The 25,982-nt window shown below is 32.4% G+C and carries 29 protein-coding genes, 10 pseudogenes and 1 other annotated feature; all 39 genes and pseudogenes read left to right on the top strand.

Annotated elements, in window-relative coordinates:
- Nucleotides 1–2 precede the first annotated feature (2 nt).
- Nucleotides 3–434: a Fe-S cluster assembly scaffold protein NifU gene (nifU, locus tag PWK10_RS08490; protein ID WP_274767997.1), complete on the top strand. Its 432-nt coding sequence runs from the start codon at nt 3–5 to the stop codon at nt 432–434.
- Between the two features lie 43 nt (nt 435–477).
- A pseudogene (gene mnmA, locus PWK10_RS08485) lies at nt 478–1,556 on the top strand (tRNA 2-thiouridine(34) synthase MnmA).
- A gap of 80 nt (nt 1,557–1,636) precedes the next feature.
- Nucleotides 1,637–2,128, top strand: coding sequence for a PRC-barrel domain-containing protein (locus PWK10_RS08480; protein WP_274767996.1), 492 nt, complete (start codon nt 1,637–1,639; stop codon nt 2,126–2,128).
- Nucleotides 2,129–2,136: 8 nt separating this feature from the next.
- A complete protein-coding gene (locus tag PWK10_RS08475) occupies nt 2,137–3,141 on the top strand; it encodes an AI-2E family transporter (protein WP_274767995.1) in 1,005 nt (334 codons plus the stop codon).
- A gap of 49 nt (nt 3,142–3,190) precedes the next feature.
- Nucleotides 3,191–3,393, top strand: a binding site (T-box leader).
- Nucleotides 3,394–3,434: 41 nt separating this feature from the next.
- Nucleotides 3,435–6,070 (top strand): annotated as a pseudogene (gene alaS / locus PWK10_RS08470) (alanine--tRNA ligase).
- A 173-nt stretch (nt 6,071–6,243) separates the two neighbouring features.
- Nucleotides 6,244–7,560 (top strand): pyridoxal phosphate-dependent aminotransferase, encoded by a 1,317-nt coding sequence (locus PWK10_RS08465; protein ID WP_274767994.1) that lies wholly within the window; start codon nt 6,244–6,246, stop codon nt 7,558–7,560.
- A gap of 385 nt (nt 7,561–7,945) precedes the next feature.
- Nucleotides 7,946–8,323, top strand: a complete 378-nt coding sequence (locus tag PWK10_RS08460) for a peptidoglycan recognition protein family protein (protein WP_274767993.1) — start codon at nt 7,946–7,948, stop codon at nt 8,321–8,323.
- Between the two features lie 10 nt (nt 8,324–8,333).
- On the top strand, nt 8,334–8,474 hold the full coding sequence (locus PWK10_RS08455) for a hypothetical protein (RefSeq protein ID WP_274767992.1): 141 nt from the start codon (nt 8,334–8,336) through the stop codon (nt 8,472–8,474).
- Between the two features lie 168 nt (nt 8,475–8,642).
- Complete coding sequence (locus PWK10_RS08450) at nt 8,643–8,897, top strand: IreB family regulatory phosphoprotein (RefSeq protein ID WP_274767991.1); 255 nt, start codon at nt 8,643–8,645, stop codon at nt 8,895–8,897.
- 51 nt (nt 8,898–8,948) lie between these two features.
- Nucleotides 8,949–9,470, top strand: a complete 522-nt coding sequence (locus tag PWK10_RS18555; RefSeq protein ID WP_342455655.1) for an aldo/keto reductase — start codon at nt 8,949–8,951, stop codon at nt 9,468–9,470.
- A gap of 70 nt (nt 9,471–9,540) precedes the next feature.
- Nucleotides 9,541–9,888 carry a 4Fe-4S binding protein gene (locus tag PWK10_RS18550; protein WP_342455654.1) on the top strand — a complete coding sequence of 116 codons (348 nt, stop codon included), beginning with the start codon at nt 9,541–9,543 and terminating at the stop codon, nt 9,886–9,888.
- A 23-nt stretch (nt 9,889–9,911) separates the two neighbouring features.
- A pseudogene (gene ruvX / locus PWK10_RS08440) lies at nt 9,912–10,325 on the top strand (Holliday junction resolvase RuvX).
- 61 nt (nt 10,326–10,386) lie between these two features.
- Complete coding sequence (locus tag PWK10_RS08435; RefSeq protein ID WP_274767990.1) at nt 10,387–10,701, top strand: DUF1292 domain-containing protein; 315 nt, start codon at nt 10,387–10,389, stop codon at nt 10,699–10,701.
- Nucleotides 10,702–10,996: 295 nt separating this feature from the next.
- A complete protein-coding gene (locus PWK10_RS08430; protein ID WP_274767989.1) occupies nt 10,997–11,212 on the top strand; it encodes a FeoA family protein in 216 nt (71 codons plus the stop codon).
- Nucleotides 11,213–11,234: 22 nt separating this feature from the next.
- Nucleotides 11,235–11,978 carry a FeoB small GTPase domain-containing protein gene (locus PWK10_RS18545; protein WP_342455653.1) on the top strand — a complete coding sequence of 248 codons (744 nt, stop codon included), beginning with the start codon at nt 11,235–11,237 and terminating at the stop codon, nt 11,976–11,978.
- Between the two features lie 285 nt (nt 11,979–12,263).
- Nucleotides 12,264–12,455 carry a nucleoside recognition domain-containing protein gene (locus PWK10_RS18540; protein ID WP_342455652.1) on the top strand — a complete coding sequence of 64 codons (192 nt, stop codon included), beginning with the start codon at nt 12,264–12,266 and terminating at the stop codon, nt 12,453–12,455.
- The gene (locus PWK10_RS18535) at nt 12,380–13,072 is read left to right on the top strand and encodes a nucleoside recognition domain-containing protein (protein WP_342455651.1); all 693 of its coding nucleotides are present in this window, start codon (nt 12,380–12,382) and stop codon (nt 13,070–13,072) included. The genes PWK10_RS18540 and PWK10_RS18535 overlap by 76 nt, the downstream gene beginning before the upstream one ends.
- Nucleotides 13,073–13,309: 237 nt before the next feature.
- Nucleotides 13,310–13,750, top strand: coding sequence for a Fur family transcriptional regulator (locus PWK10_RS08420; RefSeq protein WP_274767988.1), 441 nt, complete (start codon nt 13,310–13,312; stop codon nt 13,748–13,750).
- Nucleotides 13,751–13,869: 119 nt separating this feature from the next.
- Nucleotides 13,870–15,534, top strand: coding sequence for a ribonuclease J (locus PWK10_RS08415; protein WP_274767987.1), 1,665 nt, complete (start codon nt 13,870–13,872; stop codon nt 15,532–15,534).
- Nucleotides 15,535–15,557: 23 nt separating this feature from the next.
- Nucleotides 15,558–15,701, top strand: coding sequence for a hypothetical protein (locus tag PWK10_RS08410; protein ID WP_274767986.1), 144 nt, complete (start codon nt 15,558–15,560; stop codon nt 15,699–15,701).
- A complete protein-coding gene (locus PWK10_RS08405) occupies nt 15,691–15,900 on the top strand; it encodes a YlbF family regulator (protein WP_274767985.1) in 210 nt (69 codons plus the stop codon). The genes PWK10_RS08410 and PWK10_RS08405 overlap by 11 nt, the downstream gene beginning before the upstream one ends.
- A 13-nt stretch (nt 15,901–15,913) precedes the next feature.
- Nucleotides 15,914–16,396 (top strand): QueT transporter family protein, encoded by a 483-nt coding sequence (locus PWK10_RS08400; RefSeq protein ID WP_274767984.1) that lies wholly within the window; start codon nt 15,914–15,916, stop codon nt 16,394–16,396.
- A 182-nt stretch (nt 16,397–16,578) separates the two neighbouring features.
- A pseudogene (locus tag PWK10_RS08395) lies at nt 16,579–17,228 on the top strand (O-methyltransferase).
- A 2-nt stretch (nt 17,229–17,230) separates the two neighbouring features.
- Nucleotides 17,231–17,536 (top strand): peptidase U32 family protein, encoded by a 306-nt coding sequence (locus PWK10_RS19710; RefSeq protein WP_446715312.1) that lies wholly within the window; start codon nt 17,231–17,233, stop codon nt 17,534–17,536.
- A 20-nt stretch (nt 17,537–17,556) separates the two neighbouring features.
- Nucleotides 17,557–18,092, top strand: a pseudogene (locus PWK10_RS19705) (peptidase U32 family protein); the annotation flags it as partial.
- A gap of 66 nt (nt 18,093–18,158) precedes the next feature.
- Nucleotides 18,159–18,458, top strand: coding sequence for a U32 family peptidase C-terminal domain-containing protein (locus PWK10_RS19700; protein ID WP_446715359.1), 300 nt, complete (start codon nt 18,159–18,161; stop codon nt 18,456–18,458).
- Nucleotides 18,451–19,074, top strand: a complete 624-nt coding sequence (gene udk, locus PWK10_RS08385) for a uridine kinase (protein ID WP_274767983.1) — start codon at nt 18,451–18,453, stop codon at nt 19,072–19,074. The genes PWK10_RS19700 and udk overlap by 8 nt, the downstream gene beginning before the upstream one ends.
- 59 nt (nt 19,075–19,133) lie before the next feature.
- Nucleotides 19,134–19,814 (top strand): annotated as a pseudogene (gene sigK, locus PWK10_RS08380) (RNA polymerase sporulation sigma factor SigK).
- Nucleotides 19,815–19,999: 185 nt separating this feature from the next.
- Nucleotides 20,000–20,377: a YqeG family HAD IIIA-type phosphatase gene (locus PWK10_RS08375; protein WP_342455738.1), complete on the top strand. Its 378-nt coding sequence runs from the start codon at nt 20,000–20,002 to the stop codon at nt 20,375–20,377.
- Nucleotides 20,378–20,457: 80 nt separating this feature from the next.
- Nucleotides 20,458–20,643: pseudogene (locus PWK10_RS18530) on the top strand (shikimate dehydrogenase); the annotation flags it as partial.
- On the top strand, nt 20,644–20,970 hold the full coding sequence (locus PWK10_RS08365; protein WP_274767982.1) for a shikimate dehydrogenase family protein: 327 nt from the start codon (nt 20,644–20,646) through the stop codon (nt 20,968–20,970).
- Nucleotides 20,916–21,251 (top strand): shikimate dehydrogenase family protein, encoded by a 336-nt coding sequence (locus PWK10_RS08360; RefSeq protein ID WP_274767981.1) that lies wholly within the window; start codon nt 20,916–20,918, stop codon nt 21,249–21,251. The genes PWK10_RS08365 and PWK10_RS08360 overlap by 55 nt, the downstream gene beginning before the upstream one ends.
- A gap of 44 nt (nt 21,252–21,295) precedes the next feature.
- Complete coding sequence (locus tag PWK10_RS08355) at nt 21,296–21,946, top strand: GspE/PulE family protein (protein WP_274767980.1); 651 nt, start codon at nt 21,296–21,298, stop codon at nt 21,944–21,946.
- Nucleotides 21,928–22,685, top strand: a pseudogene (locus PWK10_RS19695) (GspE/PulE family protein). Before PWK10_RS08355 ends, PWK10_RS19695 begins: the two are co-directional and overlap by 19 nt.
- A gap of 29 nt (nt 22,686–22,714) precedes the next feature.
- Nucleotides 22,715–23,753: pseudogene (locus tag PWK10_RS08340) on the top strand (type IV pilus twitching motility protein PilT).
- A gap of 170 nt (nt 23,754–23,923) precedes the next feature.
- A complete protein-coding gene (locus PWK10_RS19690) occupies nt 23,924–24,100 on the top strand; it encodes a type II secretion system F family protein (protein WP_446715358.1) in 177 nt (58 codons plus the stop codon).
- Nucleotides 24,101–24,550: 450 nt separating this feature from the next.
- Nucleotides 24,551–24,820 carry a type II secretion system F family protein gene (locus tag PWK10_RS08335; RefSeq protein ID WP_274767978.1) on the top strand — a complete coding sequence of 90 codons (270 nt, stop codon included), beginning with the start codon at nt 24,551–24,553 and terminating at the stop codon, nt 24,818–24,820.
- A gap of 57 nt (nt 24,821–24,877) precedes the next feature.
- Nucleotides 24,878–25,613: pseudogene (locus PWK10_RS08330) on the top strand (prepilin peptidase).
- A 130-nt stretch (nt 25,614–25,743) separates the two neighbouring features.
- Nucleotides 25,744–25,905 (top strand): hypothetical protein, encoded by a 162-nt coding sequence (locus PWK10_RS08325; protein WP_274767977.1) that lies wholly within the window; start codon nt 25,744–25,746, stop codon nt 25,903–25,905.
- Nucleotides 25,906–25,982: the final 77 nt, after the last annotated feature.

Genomic DNA, 25,982 nt, shown 5'->3' with positions numbered 1-25,982 from the left:
CTATGGAATACAGCGATAAAGTAATGGAACATTTTATGAATCCAAGAAATGTTGGTGAAATACCTGATGCAAATGGAATAGGAGAAGTTGGAAATCCTAAATGCGGGGATATGATGAAAATTTATTTAAAGATAGAAGATAATATTATTAAAGATGTTAAGTTTAAAACCTTTGGTTGTGGTGCAGCAATTGCTTCAAGCAGCATGGCAACAGAGCTAATAAAAGGGAAAACAGTAGAGGAGGCTTGGAATTTAACTAACAAAGCAGTTGCTGAAGCTTTGGATGGGCTTCCAGCGGTGAAGATGCACTGTTCAATTCTCGCCGAAGAAGCTATTCATAAGGCGATAAATGATTATAGGATTAAAAACGGTCTAGAACCGTGGGAGGATAAATTCTCCAAAGGAGACCATGATCATCACGAACACCATGAATAATAAAAGCCCCGGATTTTCCGGGGTATTTTAGTGGGGTGATTTAATGAAGGAAACGGTTGTAGTAGGAATGAGCGGAGGAGTAGATAGTTCTGTTGCTGCATACCTACTTAAGGAACAGGGTTACAATGTTATAGGTATAACTATGACTTTAGTTCCAAAGGATGTATTTTATGAGGAAAAGGTTGGAGGATGCTGCTCGATTTCTGCTGTTAATGATGCAAGAAGGGTAGCTGATCAGCTTGGAATATACTATTATGTCATGAATTTTAGGGAAGTATTTGAAAAGAAGGTAATAAATTATTTTATCGATGAGTATCTTGCAGGAAGAACACCTAATCCGTGTATTGCCTGCAACAAGTATATAAAATTTGACGAATTTTTAAGAAAGGCAAATGCTCTTGGGGCTAAATATGTTGCAACAGGGCATTATGCCTCAATTAAATATGATGACGAAAGAAAAAGATATCTTTTAATAAGGTCAAGGGATGTAAAGAAGGATCAAACCTATATGCTGTATAATTTAACTCAGCATCAGCTTGCCCATACCCTAATGCCCTTAGGGGGATATACTAAAGAACAGGTAAGGAAAATAGCGGAGGATATAGGGCTTTTGGTATTTAATAAGCCTGATAGCGAAGAAATTTGCTTTGTTCCTGATAACGACTACGCAGGATTTATTGAAAGAAGAGTCCCTGATAAGGTTGAAAAGGGATATTTTGTTGATGTTAATGGGAATATTTTGGGTGAACACAAAGGTATAGTTCATTATACAATCGGACAAAGGAAGGGACTTGGACTTGCTCTTGGTAGACCTGTGTTTGTAGTGGATATTATTCCTGAGAAGAATTTAGTTGTAATAGGCGATGAGGGGAAGTATTTAAGAATAAACTTTATGCAGAGGATTTAAACTTTATTCCCTTCGATAAGCTAGATGGCCCTATGAGGGTTAGTGCTAAGATAAGATACACTGCAAAGGAGGCAAAGGCTATTATAACACCTTACAAGGAAGGAGTTATGGTAGAATTTGATGAGCCCCAAAGGGCAATTACAAAGGGACAGTCGGTTGTATTTTATGATGGTGATATAGTAGTTGGTGGAGGAGTAATTAAAGAAGTTTTATAGAAGCCTTAAAGATTACATCTTTAAGGCTTATTTTTGAAAATGGTAAATAATAAGTAGTAGTAGTTTGGGGTGGTTGTATGTTGAGATTTCTGGATGTTAAGGGAAGGGAAGTTTTTTTCAGTAATAGAAAAATTGGTTTTTTAGAGGATATAATTGTTGATTGCAAAAATAAAAAAATTGCTTTATACGTTATTAATCCTACTAATGAAAAAGGTTTTTATTATGTTAGAATTAATGATGTTATCTTTGAAGAGGATAACATAGTTTTAAACAATAAGTGTTATAAGGTAAACAATATTAAAAATAAATGCCTTCAAAAATATTTGTTAACTAGAATTTTAGGGGCTAACGTAAGAACTGATAATTCAAAGGAGTATGGTTCCCTTGCTGATGTTATCTTTGATGAAAAAACAGGAAGGATTAGGGCCCTTGTTATTTCCCTTGGAATATTTGATGACCTAGTTAATGGAAGAAGAGTAGTGTTGCTGGATAATGAAGATATTTTAGATAGTGAGGAAACAATTGTAAAGAATACTTCTCTTGAAATAATTAACGAAATTTCAATTGTATGAGGGGTATTATGAATAGAGTGATTAAATGCTTTTTGATTAGTTTATATTTGCTCTTTATTTTTATATTTTTATATATAATTATAAATTATTTAAGAGCATTGCTTGTTTCGATTTTTATTGCTTATATACTACATCCAGTCGTTAAAAACATCGATAAAAGGATTAAAAATTATAAAGTATCCGTCTTTATAACATTGACTTTATTTATATTTCTAATCATTATCATAATTTATTATCTTTTTCCGATTATAACAAAGGAACTTATAGAGTTAATTAACAATGCAGATGACATTTCAAATGAGATTAAAAGACTTTTCGGCATAATAGATAAAATTAAAGTCCCAATATATTTAAGATCGATTTTAGATGACACTATTTTAAAGATTCAGGACAGAGTTTTTAATGAAATGAGAAATTTATTTGATAATATTTTAAAATTTATATCCTCACTTCCTACTTATATATTAATACCTGTTTTCGTTTATTATTTTCTTGTTGATACAGAATATTTTAAAAGAAGTCTTAAATCATTGATTCCCTATAAAGGAAGGGAAAAGGTTATTGAGCTTTTTAGAAGCTATGAGAAAATAGTTGGGAATTTTATCAAAGGCCAGATTATATTATCAATTATTATTACTATTTTTACAATGATCGTGCTGATAATCTTAAAAGTAAGATATGCATTTTTGATATCAGTAGTTAATGGTTTTTTTAATATTATTCCTTATTTTGGTCCAGTTCTTGGGTTTATTCCTGCCTTTTTATCTGCTCTTTCTGATTCGACCTCAAAGGCAGTATTAGTAGCTCTTTCCTTTTTTATAATCCAAGAATTGGAAAGTGGAATTATAGCACCTAAAATATTAGAAAATACAATGGGGATTCATCCAATATTTGTTATTATAGCTTTAATATTGGGAGGCAAATTCTATGGGGCTTGGGGACTTATTTTGTCAGTGCCTGTGTTTGCGATAATTAAGGTTACATACAATTATATAGTAAATAAGCTTTACTGAAATGCTTGATTTTTTCGGTATTTTCTATATAATGTTAATTAGTAATATTATAAAGGCTGTGAAGGGAAGGAGTATACATCCTTTTTGATTTTAGAGAGAAGGCGGTTGGTGCAAGCCTTTACAAGGGGATGTGGAAGCAGTCTCGGAGCTTCCTGCCGAACTTAAGTAGGCAGAGACGGCTTTGCCGTTATCCAAATGAGTGACCATTTCGGTAATTAGGGTGGTACCGCGAAGTTAACCTTCGTCCCTTTAGGGACGAAGGTTTTTGCTATAGTTTTTTAGGAGGTGATATTATGAATTATATGGGAGTTAATGAGATAAGGGAAAAGTATTTATCCTTCTTTGAGGGTAAAGGCCATCTTAGGCTTCCAAGCTTTTCATTGATTCCAAAGAATGACAAGAGTCTTTTGCTTATCAATGCAGGTATGGCACCATTAAAACCATATTTTACAGGACAGGAGGTTCCACCAAATAGGAGAATAACTACTTGTCAAAAATGCATAAGAACAGGTGATATTGAAAGGGTAGGTAAAACTGCAAGGCATGCCACTTTTTTGAAATGCTAGGTAATTTTTCCTTTGGCGATTATTTTAAAGAAGAAGTTATACCATGGGCATGGGAATTTGTAACTGAGGTTTTGAAACTACCAAAGGAAAGATTATGGATTACTATATATCAGGATGATGATGAAGCCTTTGAAATATGGAACAAGAAGGTTGGAATACCAGCAGAAAGAATTGTAAGAATGGGCAAGGAGGATAACTTTTGGGAAATTGGAGTTGGTCCTTGCGGCCCATGTTCAGAAATTTACTTTGACAGAGGAGAAGATAAGGGTTGCGGTAAGCCAACCTGCGGAGTAGGATGTGACTGTGATAGATTTGTTGAATTCTGGAATCTTGTATTCACCCAATTTGACAAGGATGAAGAAGGAAATTATCATAGACTAAAAAATCCAAATATAGATACAGGAATGGGCCTTGAAAGAATAGCAACTATAATGCAGGGTGTAGATAGCATATTTGAAATAGACACCATGAAAAATATTTTAAATAAAGTTTGCGAAGTTGCAAATTATAAATACGGCAGCGACGATAAGAAGGATGTTTCCGTAAGGGTTATTACCGACCATATAAGAAGCGTTGTATTTATGGTTTCTGATGGAGTATTGCCATCAAATGAAGGAAGAGGATATGTATTAAGAAGGCTTTTAAGAAGAGCAGCAAGACATGGAAAACTTCTTGGAATTGAAGGGGCCTTTCTTTGGGAAATAAGCGATGTCGTTATCCAAAACTCAAAGGATGCATATCCAGAACTTGAAGAGAAGAAGGAATACATAAAGAAGGTTTTAAAGGTTGAAGAGGAAAGATTTGATGAAACGATAGATCAAGGAATGAATATATTAGAGGAATATATCGATGAACTTAAGAAGGAAAATAAAAATATTCTGGATGGCGAAAAGGCCTTCAAGCTTTATGATACCTACGGATTCCCTATAGAACTTACACTTGAAATTTTACAGGAGAGCGGAATGGATATAGACCTTGAGGGCTTTAATAGGGAAATGGAGGCTCAAAAGGAAAGGGCAAGAGCTGCAAGAGAAGAAACAAATTATATGGGAACAGATATTGATGTTTATATGACTTTACCTGCTGACATCAACACTGTATTTGAAGGATATAATAACACTATATCAAGGGGTAAGGTTTTGGTTTTAGTTAAAGACGGTAACATAATTGATTTTGCAGAAAAGGGAGATAAAGTAGAAATAATCCTTGATAGAACATCCTTCTATGCAGAAATGGGAGGACAGGTTGGAGATACGGGAATAATAGAAGGCGAAGGGTTTAAAGTAGAAGTTGAAGATACAAGGAAAACGGCAAACAATAAAGTAGTCCATAAGGGTAAGGTTTTAGAAGGTAAAATTGAAAAGGGAAGTGAAGTTACTGCGATTGTTGACAAGGCAAGAAGGATGGATATTGCAAGAAACCACACAGCAACCCATCTACTTCATAAAGCCCTTAAGGATGTTCTTGGAAGTCATGTAAATCAGGCAGGTTCTTTAGTTGCGCCAGATAGATTAAGGTTTGACTTTACTCACTTTGAAGCTATTTCATCTGAAGACTTGAGAAGAATAGAAAATATAGTTAATGATAAAATAATGGAATCCCTTGTTGTTGAAACTATTGAAACTTCAATAGATGAAGCTAGAAGGATGGGAGCGACAGCTCTGTTTGATGAAAAGTATGCTGATGTTGTAAGGGTTGTTAAAGCTGGTGAATACAGCATGGAACTTTGTGGAGGAACCCATGTTTCAAATACAGCTATAATAGGCTTATTTAAGATTATTTCTGAGGGAGGAGTTGCAGCTGGAGTTAGAAGAATTGAAGCTGTAACAGGAAAGGGTGCACTAAAATATATTGAATCCCTTGAAAATATGTTAAGGGATGTTGCCTTTACATTAAAGAGTAATGTAAAGGATGTTCCAAGAAGAACAGAAATACTCCTTCAAGATCTTAAGGAAAAGGAAAGGGAGATAGAAGCTTTAAAATCAAAAATTGCAAAGGATGCTGCAATGAATCTTGTAAACGATGCTAAGGAAATTAAAGGAGTAAAGGTAATAACTGCAAGCTTCGATTTAGATGTAGATGCCTTAAGGGAACTTGGAGATAAATTAAAGGAAAAGATTGAGACTTGTCTTGTTGTTCTTGCTTCAACAAAGGATGACAAGGTGAGCTTTGTTGCTATGGCAACAAAGGATGCAGTAACAAGGGGAGTTCATGCAGGAAATATAATAAGAGAAGTAGCAAAAGTAGCAGGTGGCGGCGGTGGAGGAAGACCGGACATGGCTCAAGCTGGTGGAAAGGATAAATCAAAGGTTAATGAAGCATTGGATGCTGTTTATAAATTGGTGGAGGATATGGTTAAATAGTAAAGGGGCTGCATTTGCAGCCTCTTAATTTTTGACAAAGAAAAGAAAAATTATGTGCTTTGTTTAATGATAGTTTAAGTTTTTTAGTAGAAATGAGTAAAAAATAGTGTTAAAATAATAATTGGGATAAAAATCTGAATAATTAAAAATATTTATAGAAGGGAGCTTTTAAAATGAGTAAACCGGTTTTATCTGCTCATTTTGAATCAAGAACGCCGTCAGATGTTAGATTAGCACAGATGAAATATGAAGAAAGAAAAGTTAAACCTCAAGCTGTTATTAACGTTGGTATTGGTAATGTTTCTCTACCAACAAACCCAGCGATGATGAAAAGAATGTTTTCACTTGATGCACCTGAAAGCCCATTTGCAAAGGGTGTTATAAGATATTCAACTACTGTCGGTTTTAAAGAAACTCAGGATGCCTTTAAAAATATACTTGAGGCAGAAGGATTTGATACAAGCAAGCTTTATGTTCAGATAACTGATGGTGGCTCTGCTGCGATGGAAATTGTTTTATTAGGCGTATGCGGCCCAGCAGGTTCAGATGAAAGACCGCTACTTATGATTGACCCAGCTTATACTAATTATATTTCCTTTGCAGAAAGAATAGGAAGAAAAATCGTTACAGTAAAACGTAGTTTGGATGAAAATGGAAAATTTAGTCTACCAGAAATAAACAAAATTGAAGAAATGATTAAGGAACATAACCCAGGAGCACTTCTTGTTATACCATATGATAATCCTACAGGGCAACTTTATGATTATGAAACCCTTATTGAGTTAGCTAAATTATGTGTAAAATATAACATGTGGATGATTAGCGACGAAGCATATCGTGAACTTTACTATACAGAAGATACTAAATTGGTAAGCATATGGGGAGTAACTGATGCAGAGGTTCCTGGAATAGAAGGAAGAAGAATAAGCATAGAAACTGCATCAAAGGTATGGAATGCATGCGGCTTAAGAATCGGAGCAATAATTACTGATAATTATGAATTCCATAATCGTGCTGTAGCAGAATATACTGCAAACCTATGTGCTAACGTAATAGGACAATATATATTTGGAGCACTTGCCCATGAATCTAAGAAACAAATATTAGGTTGGTGCAAGAGCATTAGAGATTATTACAAGGAACAAATTATAAACGTATACAATGGATTCAAAAAGCTAGAGCCTAATTTAATTATTTCCAGTCCAGATGCTTCAATATATTTGGTAATTGACGTTAGAAATGTTGTAAAGCCAGGATTTGATTCAATAGATTTTGTCCTCTATTGTGCAGAAAAAGGTTCAGCTATAATAGATGGAGTTGAAACAACTTTATTAGTAGCACCTATGAAGGGATTCTACAATGTTGAAGAAGGTGAATATAATCCAGGAACTACACAATTTAGAATTTCATTCGTAGAATCACCAGAAAACATGGCAAAGGTTCCTGAATTATTCATAAAGCTTCTAAGACAATATGAAGCACAAAGATAATTGATGGGGTGGGATGCTTAAAATCCTACCCTTTATTATTTTGTAAATTGCTATAGGCATTAGATATACATGGCAATTGGGACAGCTTGAGTAAAAGGGAAGTTGATAAGAGAATTTCTTCACGGCTGTCAATATAACCATTAATGAGGACAGAATATAGTCTAAGATCAGATTTTTATTAATATATATCGGAATATAAAGATTAAAATCCATTTAATATCTTCTTCCATAATATAGTATTATATTCCATAATATTCACAATGTATGAAAATTGTTCTTTAAGATACTATATATTATAAATTGGATTTTGGTTTAATTATTTTCGTCTCCAAATGACATCATTATTCATAAAATAAGATAAGAAGAATTAAAAGGGGATGAGATAATGAAACAGCAGGGGAAATTTATTCTTATGAATAGAGAGGAGTTTAAAGAATATATCTTAAAACTTAAAGTAAAAAGGATAATTAAGTTAATTCAAAATCACCATACCTATATTCCAAGCTATAAGGAATTTAAAAATAATCATTTCAGACTTTTAGAGGGGATGGAAAGAAGCCACCTTTCAAGGGGATTTAATGAGATAGGGCAAAACATTACAATATTTCCAGACGGTTTGATTGCAATCTGTAGGCCTCTTGATATTCCGCCTGCCTGCATAAAGGGGGCAAATGAAAATGGAATTTGTATAGAAAGCGTCGGAAATTTTGATATAGGCGGGGATAAGATGACGGAAGAACAAAAAAGAGCATTATATTTGTAAATGCTCTGCTATGCAAAAATACAAGTTAACACCAAGCACCGATACGATAGTATATCACCACTGGTTTGATCTAGAAACTGGAAAAAGATTAAACGGAAAGGGGACCACAAAATCTTGCCCTGGAACAAACTTTTTGGAGGAAATACTGTAGAAGCTGCAAAGAAAAATTTTATTCCACTTATTTTGGAGGAGTTAAAAAAATTATAAACTTTCTATATTATGATTGATTTATTATCCTTATTTGGTATAATTATAATAAACATTGGAAAATATTTATATAAGTATCTTTTCACAGTCACATAAGAAGGGTGTGGTTTGGATGGCTGAGAATAAGGAAGGCACTATGCAGTTTAAATTTAATCTTGAGGGAAATACAAAAGTTCAAGAGGTTTTAACTGAAGTTTATGCCGCTTTAAAGGAAAAGGGTTATAATCCAATAAATCAGCTTGTAGGATATATACTATCTGGTGATCCAACTTATATTACAAGTTTTAAGAATGCAAGGTCTTTAATTAGGAAAATCGAAAGGGATGAGCTTTTGGAGGAGCTTTTAAGGGCATATCTTGAAAGGTAATGCATGCAAGATGTCTTGCATGCTAAATTTTTGCTTTTAAGGGGGCATTATATGGAATATATAAAACTTGGAAATACCGATATTAATGCATCTAAGTTATGCTTTGGAAGTTTGACTATAGGTCCTTTGCAGGCAAATTTACCCATTGAAGAGGGTGCAAAAATTATATTAAAGGCCTTTGAGCTTGGCGTAAATATTATAGATACTGCAAAACTTTATAAAACATATTCTTATATAAAAAGGGCTCTTGAAATGTTTGATGATAGGGATAAAATTATTATTTCAAGCAAATCCTATGATTACACCTATGATGGAATGAAGGACAGCATTAATGAGGCATTAAAGGAAATGGGTGTTAAATCCCTTGGGATATTTATGCTTCATGAACAGGAAAGTAGGTTAACTTTAAAGGGGCACAAGGATGCCTTAAGATGTTTAGTAGATGCTAAAAAGTCTGGCGTTATTAAAGCTATTGGAGTATCTACCCATGCTGTAGAGGTTGTGGAGGCAATATCAGAAATGGAAGAAGTTGATATAGTTCATCCTATTTTCAACAAAAAGGTCTTGGAATAATCGATGGAACTATTGAAGATATGATTGCCGCCATAAAAAGGCTTATAATAGTGGAAAGGGAATAATTGCAATGAAACCTCTTGGTGGAGGTAATCTAATAAAGAATGTGGACGAGGCTTTTAATTTTGTTTTAAACTTTCCATATGTCCATTCTATTGCAGTTGGAATGCAAAGCATTGAAGAGGTCTATGCTAATGTTCAAAGGTTTGAAGGGAAAAAAGTTGATGAAGATTTAAAGGAAAAATTAAAAAATAAAAGAAGAAGATTGCATATAGAAGAATGGTGTGAGGCATGTGGAAATTGTGTTGAAAATTGCCCTAATGATGCCCTTTATGTTAAAGGGGCAAACTATTTTGTGACAGAGAAAAATGCCTTCTTTGTGGTTATTGTTCTGCATATTGTAAGAACTTTTGTTTAAAAATAATTTAAGGAGGAAAAAGAGTGAGAATCTTAGGACTTGATATTGGAGAAAAAGGATAGGAATTGCCCTAAGCGATCCATTAGGATGGACTGCCCAAAGTTTAAAAACATTAGAAAGAAAAAGTATTAAAAACGATGTGGAGGAAATAATAAAAATAATCAATGAATTTCAAGTAGAAAAGGTGGTGGTGGGTCTTCCAAAGAACATGAATGGAACGTTAGGCGAATCAGGACAAAAAGTTATGAATTTTTGTGAAAAGCTTTTGGAAAAAATAAATATTGAATTGATATATGAGGATGAAAGGCTTACCACCATGGCCGCAGAAAAGGTTCTTATTGATGCAGATCTTTCAAGAAAAAAGAAAGGGAGTTATTGATGCTCTTGCTGCAACCTTTATTCTTCAGACATATCTAGATAGAAATAGAAAATTATAGTTGACAAAAATTTCATTTAATCTTAAAATAACAATATACTAAATGAAACGAGGTGTTAATTATGTCACATGAACATCATCACGATCATGAACATGAAAACATAGTTGTTTTAACTGATGAAAACGGCGTTGAAACAGAGTTCGAGATTATCACATCTTTAGAAGTTGATGATAAACTATACTATGTCCTTTATCCTCTAGATTCAGAAGATGATGAAGCTGTTGTTTTAAGATATGATGAGGATGAAAATGGAGAAGGAACTTTAGCAGCTATAGAGGATGATGAAGAGTTCGATAAAGTTGCAAAGGCTTATGAAGAATGGTTGGAAGAGGAAGATTTTGAAGAATTCGAAGATGACGAAGAAGATGAATTCTAATTAAGGTAGGTATTTACCTACCTTTTAATTTGGTTCTATGTTCAAATTCAGGTGGGCAGATAATAGGTTTGCTCACCTTTATTTTGTTTAAATCATAAAAATAAATCAGACCGTTACTAAAGTATTTTTAAGTCCGCTGAAGAATTCAAGAGGGCTTATAGATGATTAAAAATAAACGTTTGTAGGATTATGAAATTAATATTTTAAAAAATATTGTAATATTGACAATCATTATCACCCGTTGTATAATAATAGTGAGAATAAAAATCATTTACAAAAATATGGAGGTGGCCTTATGACTTTGGATAAGGCAAGGGTTGGTCAGAAAATAATTATTAAAAATATACTTGATGATAACATAAGAGTTCAAGCCATAAGATTAGGGCTATATGAAGGTGCTAATGTAAAGTGTTCGGCTAAAATACCCTTTGGGCCCATTATAATTGGAAACAGATTGCAGGAGATAGCTGTGGGAAGGGAACTTGCAAAAAAATTCAAATCGATGTTCTAAATTAACTTAAAGGAGGACATGTATGAACTGCTGTGAAGGATTAAAGATTGAAATACCTAAGGGAGCTAAAAAAATAGTCCTTGCAGGAAATCCAAATGTTGGAAAGTCTGTGTTTTTTAATGCATTAACAGGGATGTATGTAGATGTCTCAAACTTTCCGGGAACGACAGTTGATATCTCCCATGGAAAATTTGGTAAAGACGTTGTCATGGATACACCAGGTGTATATGGTGTCTCGTCTTTTAATGATGAAGAGAGAGTTGCAAAAGATGTTATTATATATGGCGATATTATTTTAAATGTAGTTGATGCACTTCATTTAGATAGGGACTTATTCTTAACTTTACAACTTATCGATATGGGAAAACCATTAATAGTTGCTCTTAATATGATGGATGATGTGGAAAGAAATGGGATCAAGATTGATGTAGATAAATTAAGTGAAATTTTAGGTGTTCCGGTAATTCCAACTGTTGCTATTCAAGGCAAGGGAATAGATGAAGTTAAGAAAAGAATTTATGATGCTAAGGTAGGAAGGACACATCCAAAGATTTTAGAATATATAGAAGGAATAAAGGATAAGGTTCAATTGCAAAGTGAAGCTTTGATGGTTTTAGAAGATGATGAGGAGATGCTGAATAACTATAATTTAGAACCTCTAAATCTTAGAGAGGAAATTTATAGGTTAAGAAGACAGAGGGTTGATGATATTGTTTCAAAGGTAGTCCTAAAAGATTATGATAGAAGCACGATAAGACAAAAATAGGATACTTTATGTTAAACCCAATTACAGGCATTCCTCTCTTAATTGCGGTTTTATATGTTATATATAAAGTTATAGGAGTGTTTGTTGCTGGAACTATAGTTGGGATAACGGAAGAGACTATAATGCAGGGCTACTATGAACCATTTATAAAAATATATTTTCTAACTTATTTGGGGAAAATAGCGTATTATTTAGAGCCTTTGCAGGGAATTTGGATTATTTACTTTAACTCCAACCTATGTATTAGGTCTTTTAATGCCCCTTGTTGTGGCTTTTTATTTCTTTATGTCATTGCTTGAGGATTCGGGTTATCTTCCAAGAATTGCAGCTTTAACTGATAAAGTATTATCCTTCTTTGGTTTAAATGGAAGGGCAATAATACCTATAATACTTGGTTTTGGATGCATAACAATGGCAACGATCACAACAAGGCTTTTAGGAACAAGAAGGGAAAAATTATTGCAACAGCACTATTAGGGCTTACTATTCCATGCTCTGCACAGCTTGGTGTTATTGCTGGGATGATAGCACCACTTGGAGCGAAATATCTATTAATATACTTGACCACTATATTTATAGTATTTGCACTAACAGGAACGATTTTAAACAAATTGTTGCCTGGAGAATCATCCCATTTGTTTATAGACTTGCCACCAGTAAGAATGCCAAGACTTTCCAATGTGCTTAAAAAGACGTGGACTAAAACTTGGATGTTTTTAAAGGAAGCAACTCCGTTATTTGCTCTTGGTGCATTAATTATAACGCTTTTAAATGAAACAAATTTATTACTCTATATTCAAAACTTCTTTGCACCATTTACAGTTAATATTTTAAAACTTCCAAAGGAAGCTGCTAACGCATTTATAATGGGTATAATAAGAAGAGATTTTGGTGCTGCAGGCCTTACGGATTTAGTTTTAACTCCTGAACAGACGGTGGTTTCACTTGTTACTATTACTCTTTTTGTTCCATGCATTGCTTCTATAATAGTAATGTTTAAGGAAAGGAGTAAACAGGAGGCATTATCAATTTGGATAGGAAGCTTTATCATGGCATTTTTAGTTGGTGGAATATTAGCACTTATTTTAATATGAAGGTGATGTTATGGAAATAAAATGTTCAACCTGTGGATATGTTGTTAAAGATTCTGTCATTTGCCCAAGGTGTAGGACAAAATTAATTTCTTGCTTTAACTGCAGCGGCAATTGTTCCAAGTGCAGTTTGGCTAAAAAGGATAAAAAATAACTTTTTCAATTGAGATTCTATTGACAATAAAGAATAACCAATGTAAAATTTAACTAATGAAAATTTTTCATTGGGGTGTTATTATAATGATGACAAAGGAAGAAACAGAAAAACTAAAACAAGATTTAAAGGAAAGAGGTTATAAATTAACGCCACAAAGAAGAGCAATTTTAAATGTCATAATTGATAATGAAGGAAAACACTTATCGCCAGAGGAAATTTATGATCAAGTAAAAATGGAATGCCCAGAAATAGGTTTAGCAACTGTATATAGAACTGTTCAGCTTCTTGAAAAAATGGGTATTCTGTATAAAATGAATTTTGATGATGGTGTTAGTCGATATGAATTGGTCCATAACACAGAGGATCATCAACATCACCACTTAATTTGTTTAAAGTGCGGCGCAATTGAAGAGGTGGAGGATGACTTATTAGAGGTTTTGGAGGATAGGATATCAAAGAAATATGATTTCTCAATAGAAAACCATGATGTTAAGTTTTACGGTTATTGTAAAAGGTGCAAGTAAAATGCATGAAAGCTGCTTGACAGCTTTTCATGCTTTATTTTTTAACATAATGATTATATATATTTTGGATTTTGTGGTAAAATACATATAGAAGTTATGTCGGATACAAAGGAGGGAATTTGCTTGACAAAAAAGATAAACTAAAGATTGTTCCATTGGGCGGAGTTAATGAAATAGGGAAAAATATGACCATGATTGAATATAAAAATGAGATAATTGTTATAGATTGTGGTCTTATGTTTCCAGAAGAAGAAATGTTCGGAATAGATGTTGTTATTCCTGATGTTTCGTATTTAATTAAAAATAAAGACAAAGTTAAGGGTATATTTTTAACCCATGGTCATGAGGACCACATTGGTGGACTTCCTTATATTTTAAAGCAGTTAAACGTTCCTGTATATGGAACAAGATTAACCCTTGGAATTGTTGAAACAAGGCTTAAGGATCATGGGCTTTTAACCACATCTGATTTGAGGGTTGTGACCGCAGGGGATATTGTGGAGCTTGATACTATGAAGGTAGAATTTATAAGAAACTGCCACAGCATTGCAGATTCATGCTCATTGGCCATCCATACAAACCTTGGGACAATAGTTCATACTGGAGATTTTAAAATAGATTATACACCAATTGATGGGGCAACTATGGATCTTGCAAGATTTGCTGAACTGGGAAAAAAGGGAGTTCTTTTACTACTTGCTGATAGCACAAATGTTGAACGACCAGGTTATACGATGTCTGAAAGGGTTGTTGGAGAGACCTTTGATAACATATTCCAAGAGGCTACGGGCAGGATTATAGTTGCAACCTTTGCATCAAATGTTCATAGAATTCAACAGATAATAAATTCTGCTTATAAATTCAATAGAAAGCTTGCGGTATCGGGAAGAAGCGTAGAAAATATCGTTGAGGTGGCCTATGCCCTTGGTTATCTTGACATACCAGAGGGGCTTTTAATTAGCATTGATGATATAAACAGATATAACGATAAACAAATAGTAATTTTAACAACGGGAAGTCAAGGGGAACCAATGTCGGCCCTTGCAAGGATGTCGACTTCTGAGCACAAGAAGGTTGAAATAAAAGAGGGAGACCTTGTTATTATTTCAGCAACTCCTATTCCTGGTAATGAAAAATTAATTTCAAGAGTGATAAATCAATTATTTAAAAAGGGAGCTAATGTTTATTATCAATCCCTTGCTGATGTTCATGTTTCTGGCCATGCTTGCCAAGAGGAATTGAAACTTATCCATACCCTTACAAGGCCCAAATATTTTATGCCTGTTCATGGTGAATTTAGGCACTTAAAACAGCATGCCTTTTTAGCAGAAAAACTAGGAATGGATAGATCAAATATATTTATTGCTGAGATAGGGCAGGTTCTTGAAATTACTAAAGATGGAGCAAAATTAAATGGTAATATCCCAGCAGGCCAGGTTCTTGTTGATGGCCTTGGAGTTGGAGATGTTGGAAACATAGTTTTAAGGGATAGAAAGCATTTATCTCAAGATGGAATTTTAACTGTTGTTGTTACCATCGACAGATCAAATGGAAAAATTTTAGCAGGACCGGATATTATATCAAGGGGATTTGTTTATGTAAGAGAGTCGGAGGACCTTATTGAAGAGGCAAAAACTAGTAAAAAAGCAATAGATGAATGTCTAAGCAATCAAATTACTGAATGGGCTACAATAAAATCAAATATAAGAGATATTTTAAGGGATTTTCTATATGAAAAGACTAAGAGAAAACCAATGATATTACCTATAATTATGGAAATATAAATTTTACTTTAGGGGTGGTTTCTTTGTATATTTATGACAAAGTTCACGAATTTGCAAGGGAACTTAAAGATACGCCTGAAGTTGTAAACTACAAAAAGCCCTTGACAAGATCAACTCAAATGAAAAATACAAAAAATGGTGGAAGACCTAAGAAAAATGCAATTTGAAATTTACTCTATTCAGCTTCAAGGTAAACAACCTAGCGAAGAGCAGATGAAGACCTTTGAAAGTTTATCTAATATTATTAGTTTAAATCCAGAGGTCAAAGAATTTTTAGAAGCTGAAATGAGATTTTTAACCTTATGGCAGGATATTTTTAAGATAATTACTGATACAATTGGAATTGATTTAAATCCAAACTTATAATATGGAGGTTGTCATGGATAGGGGAAGAATTCAATATTTAACGAAGGCAGGGATAATAGCTGCAGTTTATGCTGTGCTTACGATATTTTTGATGCCGATATCCTATGGTCCTGTTCAATTTAGAATTTCAGAAGCCCTGACTGTATTACCTTTTGTTGAACCTGCAGCTATTCCTGGACTTTTTGTCGGATGCATTTTTGCTAATTATTTCGGTGGGTTAGGATGGGTGGACATTGTTTTTGGAAGTTTAACAACGTTACTTGCAGCATATTTAACTTCAAAAATGCCTAATAAATATCTTGCCGTGCTGCCACCTATCTTCTTAAATGCCTTTATAGTTGCAATATGGGTTCAACAATTTATTGGAGAGGAAGTGAAAATAAAGGGCATTAGCCCCTATTGGATTACAGTTGGGACAATTGGATTTGGTGAGTTTGTTACTGCAGGAATTTTAGGCTTAATGCTATTAACGGTTTTTGAAAGGATTAAAAGATAGATTAGAATCATTAGGGAGTAGGTTAATTCATCTACTCCTTTTATTTATTAGCCTTTGCTGCTTGAGTTAAATAAAATTAAGTGCTATAATTTAAAAAGTTAATATCAACAAATTTCAACAAAATATTTGCAATTAAGTTGTGTTAAAATATATATAAGTATTTATATTGCATGGAGGGAAAAATGAGTAGTATAGTTCATGACTATGTCGAAGATTATATTAGAGGGTTAATACAACAAAAGGATGAAATACTACTTGAATTAGAAGATTATGCAGCAAAAATAGTGTTCCAATAATCCATAAGGAAGTTGGACAGCTCTTGAAGATATTAATAAAAGGAAATGATGTTAAGAATATTTTAGAGATTGGAACTGCAATAGGTTATTCTGCCATTCTAATGGCAAAGGCATCTGAAGATTGCAAAATCACTTCCATAGAAAGAGACGAAACTATGCTAAATAAAGCAATGGAAAATATAAACAAAGCAAACCTTAATAATAGAATAAAAATAATTTTTGGTGAAGCAGGTGAGGTTTTGCCAAAGCTTGAAGGCGAGTTCGACCTTATTTTCTTAGATGCTGCAAAGGGGCATTATATTCATTTTTTACCTGATTGTCTAAGGCTTTTAAAAGATGGCGGGATGCTAATATCTGACAATGTTTTATTTAGGGGAATGATAGCAACAAATGAACTTGTAAAAAGAAGAAAAATTACAATAGTTAAAAGACTTAGAAGATATCTTGATGCGATATCGAATCATCCTAATTTAGATACTGTAGTTCTTCCTATAGGGGATGGGCTTGCAATAAGCCTTAAGATTAAGGAGGTGTAATGTTGAAGATAGAACTTTTAGCACCAGCTGGAAATCTTGAAAAGCTCAAGGTTGCGGTTCTATATGGAGCAGATGCGGTTTATATAGGCGGTGAAGCCTATAGCCTTAGAGCTATGGCGGATAATTTTGATATTGAGGATATGAAGGAAGGACTAAAATTTGCCCATGAACATGGTGCAAAGGTTTATGTTACAGTTAATATTTTTGCTCATAATGATGATTTAAAGGGTATGCCTACATATATAAAGACTTTAAATGATATAGGCGTAGATGCTATAATAGTTTCAGATCCAGGTGTTTTTCAATAGTAAAGGAAGTTGCACCTGATATGGAGGTTCATATAAGCACTCAGGCAAACAATACAAACTATAAAACCTGTGAGTTTTGGTATAAGCTAGGAGCAAAAAGGATAGTTCTTGCAAGGGAGTTATCTTTAAAGGAAATAAAGGAAATAAGAAAAATGGCTCCAAAGGACTTAGAACTAGAAGCATTTGTTCATGGGGCGATGTGTATATCCTATTCAGGAAGATGCCTTTTATCAAATTATATGACCTACAGAGATGCCAACAGAGGAGCTTGCGCTCACCCCTGTAGGTATAAATATTATTTAGTTGAAGAAAAAGACCCGGGCAGTATTTCCCAGTATTTGAAGATGAACGTGGGACATATATATTAAATTCTAATGATTTGTGCATGATAGAACACATCCCTGAACTAGTTGAAAGTGGAATAACAAGCTTTAAAATAGAAGGTAGAATGAAAAGTTCCTATTATGTAGCAACGGTTGTTAAAGCTTATAGACAAGCAATTGATGCTTATCTTGAGGATAAGGATAATTATAAATTTAATCCTAAGTGGTTTGAAGAGGTTTCAAAGGCAAGCCATAGGGAATTTTCTACTGGTTTTTATTTTGGCAAACCACAAAGGCAAATTTATTCAACATCTTCATATATAAGAACCCATGATGTTGTTGGAATTGTTGTTGATTACGATGAAAATAGCAAAGTAGCTACAATAGAACAAAGAAATAAAATATTCAAGGGTGATATGGTTGAAATTTTAACTCCAAAGGGTGACAATTTTACCTTAACATTGGAGCATATGTGGAATGTTGATGGAGAAGAAATAGATTCTACTCCCCATCCACAGATGATATATAAAATAAAAACGGATAAAAAATTAAAACCATATGATATGTTGGTTAAAGAGAAAGGGGATAAAGATGAGTAGACCTATATTAATTGGAATTGCAGGTGGAACTGGTTCAGGAAAAAGCACTATTGCAAATGAAATATTTTATAGTCTGCCAGGAGAAAGTATAGCAGTAATTGAACAAGATTCCTACTACAAGGATCAAAGTCACCTAACATTAGAAGAGAGAAAGAAGACCAACTATGACCATCCCGATGCCTTTGATACAGAACTTTTAGTAAAACACCTTAAAATGCTTCTTAATGGGGAAGCAATAGAAAAGCCAATGTATGATTTTGAGGTCCATAATCGCAAGAAAGAAACTATAAGGGTTGAACCAAAGGATATAATTATATTGGAAGGGATACTTATATTGGCAGAACCAGAAATTAGAAATTTATTAGATATTAAAATATTTGTGGATACCGATGCCGATGTTAGAATCATTAGAAGAATTCAAAGGGATATTAAGGAAAGAGGAAGAACAATAGATTCGGTAATAGATCAATATATGAATGTTGTTCGCCCAATGCATATGCAATTCGTTGAGCCAACAAAACGATATGCGGATATTATAATACCAGAGGGTGGATATAATAAGGTAGCAATAGATATATTAATAGCAAAAATAAAACAAATTTTAGCGAAAAATTAGTAACAAATACCCTCCAGTTGGCATATTATAATACATAGCCACCTGGGGGTGAAACTTTGTTGCTGCAAATTATTCTTCTAATTATTGAAACTACAGAAAATTTTATTGGATATCTAACGAATGGCAAGTCTTTTCCACAGCCCCTTACAGAGGAGGAGGAAAGGGAATTATTTTTAGCTTATAAAAAGGGTGATCAGAAGGCAAAAACGAACTTATAACTCGCAATTTAAGATTAGTTGCCCACGTCATTAAAAAGTTTAACCCTAATCCAAAGGATTCTGATGATTTGATATCCATAGGAACAGTTGGTCTTATAAAAGCGATTGAGACTTTTGATAAGGCAAAGGGAAGCAGATTTGCAACCTATGCAGCAAGGTGTATAGAAAATGAGATTTTAATGCATGTAAGGAGCACTAAAAAGCAAAATCTGAAGTCTACCTTCAAGATCCAATCGGAGTTGACAAGGAAGGCAATGAGATATGCCTTATTGATATATTAGGAACAGATAGTGAAAAAATAGTCGATGAAGTAGACAATAAGATTTCAACAAAAAACTAAAGACCCTTATAAATAAAATTTTAGATGAAAAAGAAAAAATAATAATCGAATTGAGATATGGAATATCAGGAGAGCCTTTAACACAAAGGGAAATTGCTAAAATGCTTGGGATATCAAGGTCGTATGTTTCAAGAATAGAAAAAAGGGCTCTTAAAAAACTTGCAAAGGCTATGAAGGTTTAAGGGCATTTCAGAAAATCTGGAATGCTCTTTTTATGTAAAATTTTCTAAAAAAAACTTTATATTAATATTCACTACATGTATAATATATGTGAATACTATATTATGGGGTGCTGTATGTTAAGGGATATAAGACCGGATTTTTATGTTCCAAGTATTTATTCAATTGATTTTTCTAAACTAAAAAAATAGGAATAAAATCGTTAATTGTTGATATAGATAATACATTAATGTATTGGGGAGCAAAGAATCCAGATGAAAGAGCAAAGGAACTTTTAAATTATCTTGTGAATGAAGGTTTTAAAGTATGCCTTTTATCTAATAGCTCTAAAAGGAGAATAACAAGGTTTAAAGGAGATATTGATATAGAATATTATTCAGCTTTTGGAATTAAACCTATGAAAAAAATGTTTGAAGGGGCATTAAAGATATTAAATTCAAAACCTAATGAAACCTGTTGTATAGGAGATCAGATTTATACTGATGTTTTAGGTGCCAAAAGGTGCGGGATTATAACTATTTTAGTAGATCCTACAGAAAAAAAGAATTTATTACGACAAAAATAATAAGAAAGGTTGAAGGGAAAATAAGGAATAGCTTAAACTATTCAAAGGAGATAATGAAAGATGAATGAAATTTATGGGCTATTAGGCAAAAACTTGGTTATAGCTTTTCGCCAATAATACATAACATTATTTTAAAAGAATTAAATATCAATGGATTATATTGTTTATTTGAAGTTGAAGAGGATAAGTTAAATTTAGCCTTTGAAGGATTTAAAATATTAAAAATAAAGGGTATCAATGTAACTATTCCATATAAAATAAAAACTATGGAATTGGTTGATGAATTATCGTTGGAAGCTAAAAATATAGGCTCAATTAATACGATAAAGTTTATGGAAGGATATTCTATAGGTTATAATACAGATTATTTTGGCTTTATTAGTTCATTGTCAAAATATAACATCGATGTTAAAAATAAGATAGTTTATGTTTTAGGAACAGGTGGAGCATCAAGGGCTGTTATTCAAGCCCTAAAGGATTTAAATTCAAAGAAAATAATTGCTGTAACAAGGAACAAAAAAATAAAAAGGATCTGGATGTGGAACTTATTGATTATTATGAGCTATCAAAGAAAGGAAAAGGGGATATTTTAATCAATTGCACTCCATTAGGTATGAATCCGGATTTGGATATTTTACCTATAGAAAGAGACATCATTGCTAATTTTAGTATTGTTTATGATTTAATTTATAATCCAAAGGAAACAATCCTAATGAAATGGGCAAAACAATTTAATATTCCTTCCTATAATGGAATGGCAATGCTGGTTTACCAGGCGATAAAGGCTCAGGAAGTTTGGAATGGAACAAATTTAGATATTAAATTAGCAGATAAAATAATAGAAATTCTTAATAAAGATGTTTTAAAAATGTAAAAACCTGTAAAAATTATAATAAGAAAATTTTTACAGGTGATAAAATGGAAGTTCTTGATGGAATAAGTTTAGATTTGTTTTATTTAGATGATATTCTTCAAAGAGAACATTTTATATTAAAAAATAACAATATTATTCCATTATATGTAAATGAAAATAGAATGGTTTTAGGTGTGAATGAAAATTCAAGTGAAATAGTGATTAAAGATTTAGAAAATTTTTCTCAAAAGGAGATATTAAAACTAAAAATAAAATCTACTACCAATTTTTTATCCAAAAACCGATATTATGACTTAACATCCGCCTCTAATTTACTTGATTGGATAATAGAGTATGCAGTTTTTAAGAATGCTAGCGATGTTCATATTGAGCCCTTTGAAAAATATGCACGAGTAAGAATAAGGATTGATGGAGAACTTAACGAGATTTTAAGAATATCCTATGAAGCTTATAATTTAATTACTAACAGGATTAAGTTCCTTGCAAACATGGATATTGCAGAAAAGAGGATTCCATTGGATGGAAAATTTTCTGTTAAATTAAATGAAATAAATTATGATTTAAGGGTTTCAACAATCCCTACTTGTTATTCTGAAAAAATTGTGATAAGGATTTTATATAGGGAATCTAAAATATTAGATTTAAATCAAATAGGTATGGCAGAAGAACATAAAAAATTTTACTTGGTGCATTAAGCAAAGGTAATGGTATTATTTTAGTTACGGGTCCAACAGGTAGCGGTAAATCCTCGACCTTATATTCTATTTTAAAGTTATTAAATAAGGAAAGCCTTAATGTTATGACGATTGAAGATCCAGTTGAATATTCTGTTGATGGTATTAATCAAATAAATGTTAATCCAAAGGCAGGGCTCAATTTTGCAACGGGACTTAGGGCTATTTTAAGGCAGGATCCGGATGTTATAATGATAGGTGAGATAAGAGATAAGGAAACTGCAGAGATTGCAGTTAGAGCAGCAGTTACAGGACATTTAGTTCTTTCTACGTTTCACACGAATGATGTTTTTACAACTATAACTAGATTACTAGAAATGAAAATAGAGCCATATTTATTAGCTTCAGCAATTAATCTTATAATTTCACAACGACTTGTAAAAAAATTTGCCCTAATTGTAAAGAAGAATATAAGCCTTCAAATTTTGAAATGAAGACTTTGGGGTGGGACCAAAATATTTATAAGGCTAAAGGATGTAGAGAATGTAATTTTACTGGTTATAAGGGCCGAATTGGTATTTTTGAACTTTTGCAGATTAAAGAAAAACAAAGGGAGGTTATTGCAAACAATTTTAATGAGACAAAAATAAAAGAAACATGCTCAGATTATAAAAATTTAATAGAGTATTGCAAAACGCTTGTTGTCCAAGGGATTACAACCTTTGATGAATATTTAAAAATAGCTTATTTATATGATTAAGGGGAATGGACATTGCTTAGTGTAGATGAATTGCTAAAAAGGCTGTTGAACTTGAAGCATCAGATATTCATATAACTGTTGGTATTCCACCAACCTTTAGAATTAATGGTGTTCTACAACATATAGGTGAAGAAAAGTTAACTCCTAAGGATACGGAACAATTTGTTAAACACATTTTAAATGAAAATCAGTATGAATATTATATAAAAAATGGTGAAATAGATTTATCCTACTCTATTCAAGGTGTTGGAAGATTTAGAATAAACGTTTTTAAACAAAGAGGGAGCGATGCACTGGCGATTAGAATAGTTGCTCTTCAGATTCCAACCCTTGAAAAATTAGGAATGCCTCCAGTCTTAAAAGAACTTTGCACAAAAACAAGAGGATTGATATTGGTCACAGGACCAACAGGAAGTGGAAAATCTACAACATTAGCAGCAATGATAAACGAAATTAACAATACCCGTAATTGCCATATCATTACATTGGAAGATCCTATTGAATATTTACATAAACATAAAAAAGCATTGTTAATCAAAGGGAAATTGGCTATGATACAAAATCCTATGCAAGTGCACTAAGGGCTGCCCTAAGGGAAGACCCTGATGTTATTTTGGTTGGCGAGATGAGGGATCTTGAAACTATATCAATAGCAATTACCGCTGCAGAAACTGGACATTTGGTATTATCAACACTCCATACCATTGGAGCTTCAAAAACTATAGATAGAATAGTTGATGTTTTTCCACCCCATCAACAACAGCAAATAAAGGTGCAACTTGCAGCTGTATTAGAGGGTGTTATTTCTCAACAGCTTATAACAAGAGCTGATGCTTCCGGAAGAGTTTGTGCTATGGAAATAATGGTTGCAACTCCTGCAGTGAGAAATCTAATTAGAGAAGGGAAAACGCATCAAATAGATTCTGTAGTTCAAACCGGTGGAAAATATGGAATGAAGACTATGGATTCATCTTTGGTTGAACTTTACAAAAAGGATTGATATCACAAGAAGACGCTTTAACCCATGCTGTAGATAGGGATATTATGGAAAGATTAATGAGACTATAAAGAGGTGTTTTTTATGCTACCCCTTAGGATTGAATTAAAGAATAAAATCCTTAAGGGGGTTCTGTTAATATAAAAACTTTTTGCTTTTCAAAACGTGATTTGTCAAATTTATTTAGATGCTTTTATTTTGTTATATCTTCAGGAATTAATTTAGTTAAAGGTATCAATATATTAAAAGGTTTTTGAGGAATAGAAAATACAATAATATTCTTAATAATATTTTTCAATATATAGCTATTGGAAATAGTTTGAGCGAGTCAATGAAACTTACTGGATGCTTCCCTGACTTTGTAATTGAATTAATAAAAATTGGTGAAAATACAGGAAAACTTGAGCAAATTTTTTAGAACTTTCTAGCTATTATGAAGAAGAATACAATTTTGAAGCAAAACTTAAGGAAGCCATTTATTATCCTATATTTTTACTATCGACATCATTTGTTGCCTTTTTAATTATTTCCAAACAAGTAATTCCTAAATTTTTTGTTTTATTCCGTGAACTTAATATTAAAGAGTTGCCGCAAATAACAAAATATGCAATTTATTTTAACAAAATTTTTTATTATTTTATTTTAGGTTTTGCTTTTATGATTTTGGCATTTTTGTTTTGTCCATTGTAAGGAACAAAAGGATAAAAATGTTTTATCACAGGATTATGTTAAGTGTCCCTTTATATAAAGATATAAAAACTAATTTAGAAATATCAAGATTCACAAAATGTTTAGCTTTAATATTAGAAAGTGGAGGTTCCATTATAGAAGCTCTTGAATCATCAAAAAACTTATAGGGAACCTAATTATGTATGAAGATGTTGAAGGAGCAATAAATGACATTAAACTGGGGAAAAGTATATCAGAAGCTTTCAATATAAGTAGAACTTTTCCTTTGTTTTTTATTGAATTAATTTCAGTTGGTGAGGAAACTGGTGAACTGGAAGATTCACTGAAAAATATATCGAATTTTTTAAATGCAGAGATTTTAAAAAGACTAAAATCGTTAGTAAATATTATAAATCCTATAATCATAATTATCATATCAGTGCATGTAGGTTTTTGGTTTTATCTATAATGCTTCCGATGTTTGAACTTTTAAATAATTTTAATTTATAAATATAGGGGAATTATTTTGGCAATATTGATTTTTATTATTGGCCTTATTATTGGAAGTTTTTTAAATGTTTGTATATATAGAATTCCAAGGGAGGAATCGATAGTTTTTCCCCCTCCCATTGTCCGAACTGTAAATTAAACCTTAAATGGAAAGATTTAATTCCTTTGATTAGTTATGCGGTTTTAAGAGGCAGATGTAGATATTGTAAAGCCAGGATATCTCCTGTTTATCCATTTATTGAATTTTTAAATGCATTCTTATATCTTTTAATCTATTTTAAATATGGACTTAGTTTAGAGTTTATAAAATTTGCTTTTTGACATCTTTAGTTATTGTAATTGGTGTTATCGATTATTTTACTACTGATATTTATACTAATACTATAATTGTGGGATTAATTGTAGGAATAGCATTTGCAATTATTAGTTTCTTTGTTGAAGGAAGTATTATGATTTATATAATTGGCTCTTTAATCGGCGGAGGAGTCATTTCATTGATTATTCTTTTGACTAATGGAATGGGATGGGGAGATGCAGAGCTTTTATTCATTATTGGTCTATTTTTGGGAGTTAGGTTGACATTAGTTACTTTATTTTTATCTTTTATCATTGGTGGAATTGCCGGAGGTGTCCTAATAATATTAAAAATTAAATCAAGAAAGGATTATATCCCATTTGGTCCTTTTATTTCGATTGGAGCAGTAATTTCTATTTTGTTTGGGGAGTTTATAATTAATAAATTATTGTTTTAGTGGTGATTATGAAAAAGGGTTTCACTTTATTAGAATTTACCTTATCAATATCAATTATGCTATTAGTTTTTTCAGGACTTGTTTTCCCTTTTAAAAATTATAGTAATATTTTTTGGGATATTCGAAGGATATGCTGATAAGCGATTTAAAACTTAGCAAAATTATGGCATATTCAAAGGGAGTGGAGGTTACTTTTGCTTTTATTAAAGATGATAAATCCAACGACTACATTGGCTACAATATTTCACAGGGACTTAAGTTTGTAAAAAGACCTATTTTCCGAAGGATATAATTATTTCAAAAAGTTTAAGCACTATTCCAACTAGTGGTCTATTAACCTTTAATTCTAATGGAAGTGTTTCTCCTTAT

It is taken from the genome of Caloramator sp. Dgby_cultured_2, assembly GCF_028872215.1.
GTDB lineage: Bacteria > Bacillota > Clostridia > Clostridiales > Caloramatoraceae > Caloramator > Caloramator australicus.
The sequence above is the reverse complement of the archived record's forward strand: the minus strand, read 5'-3'. Positions and strand labels throughout refer to the sequence as shown.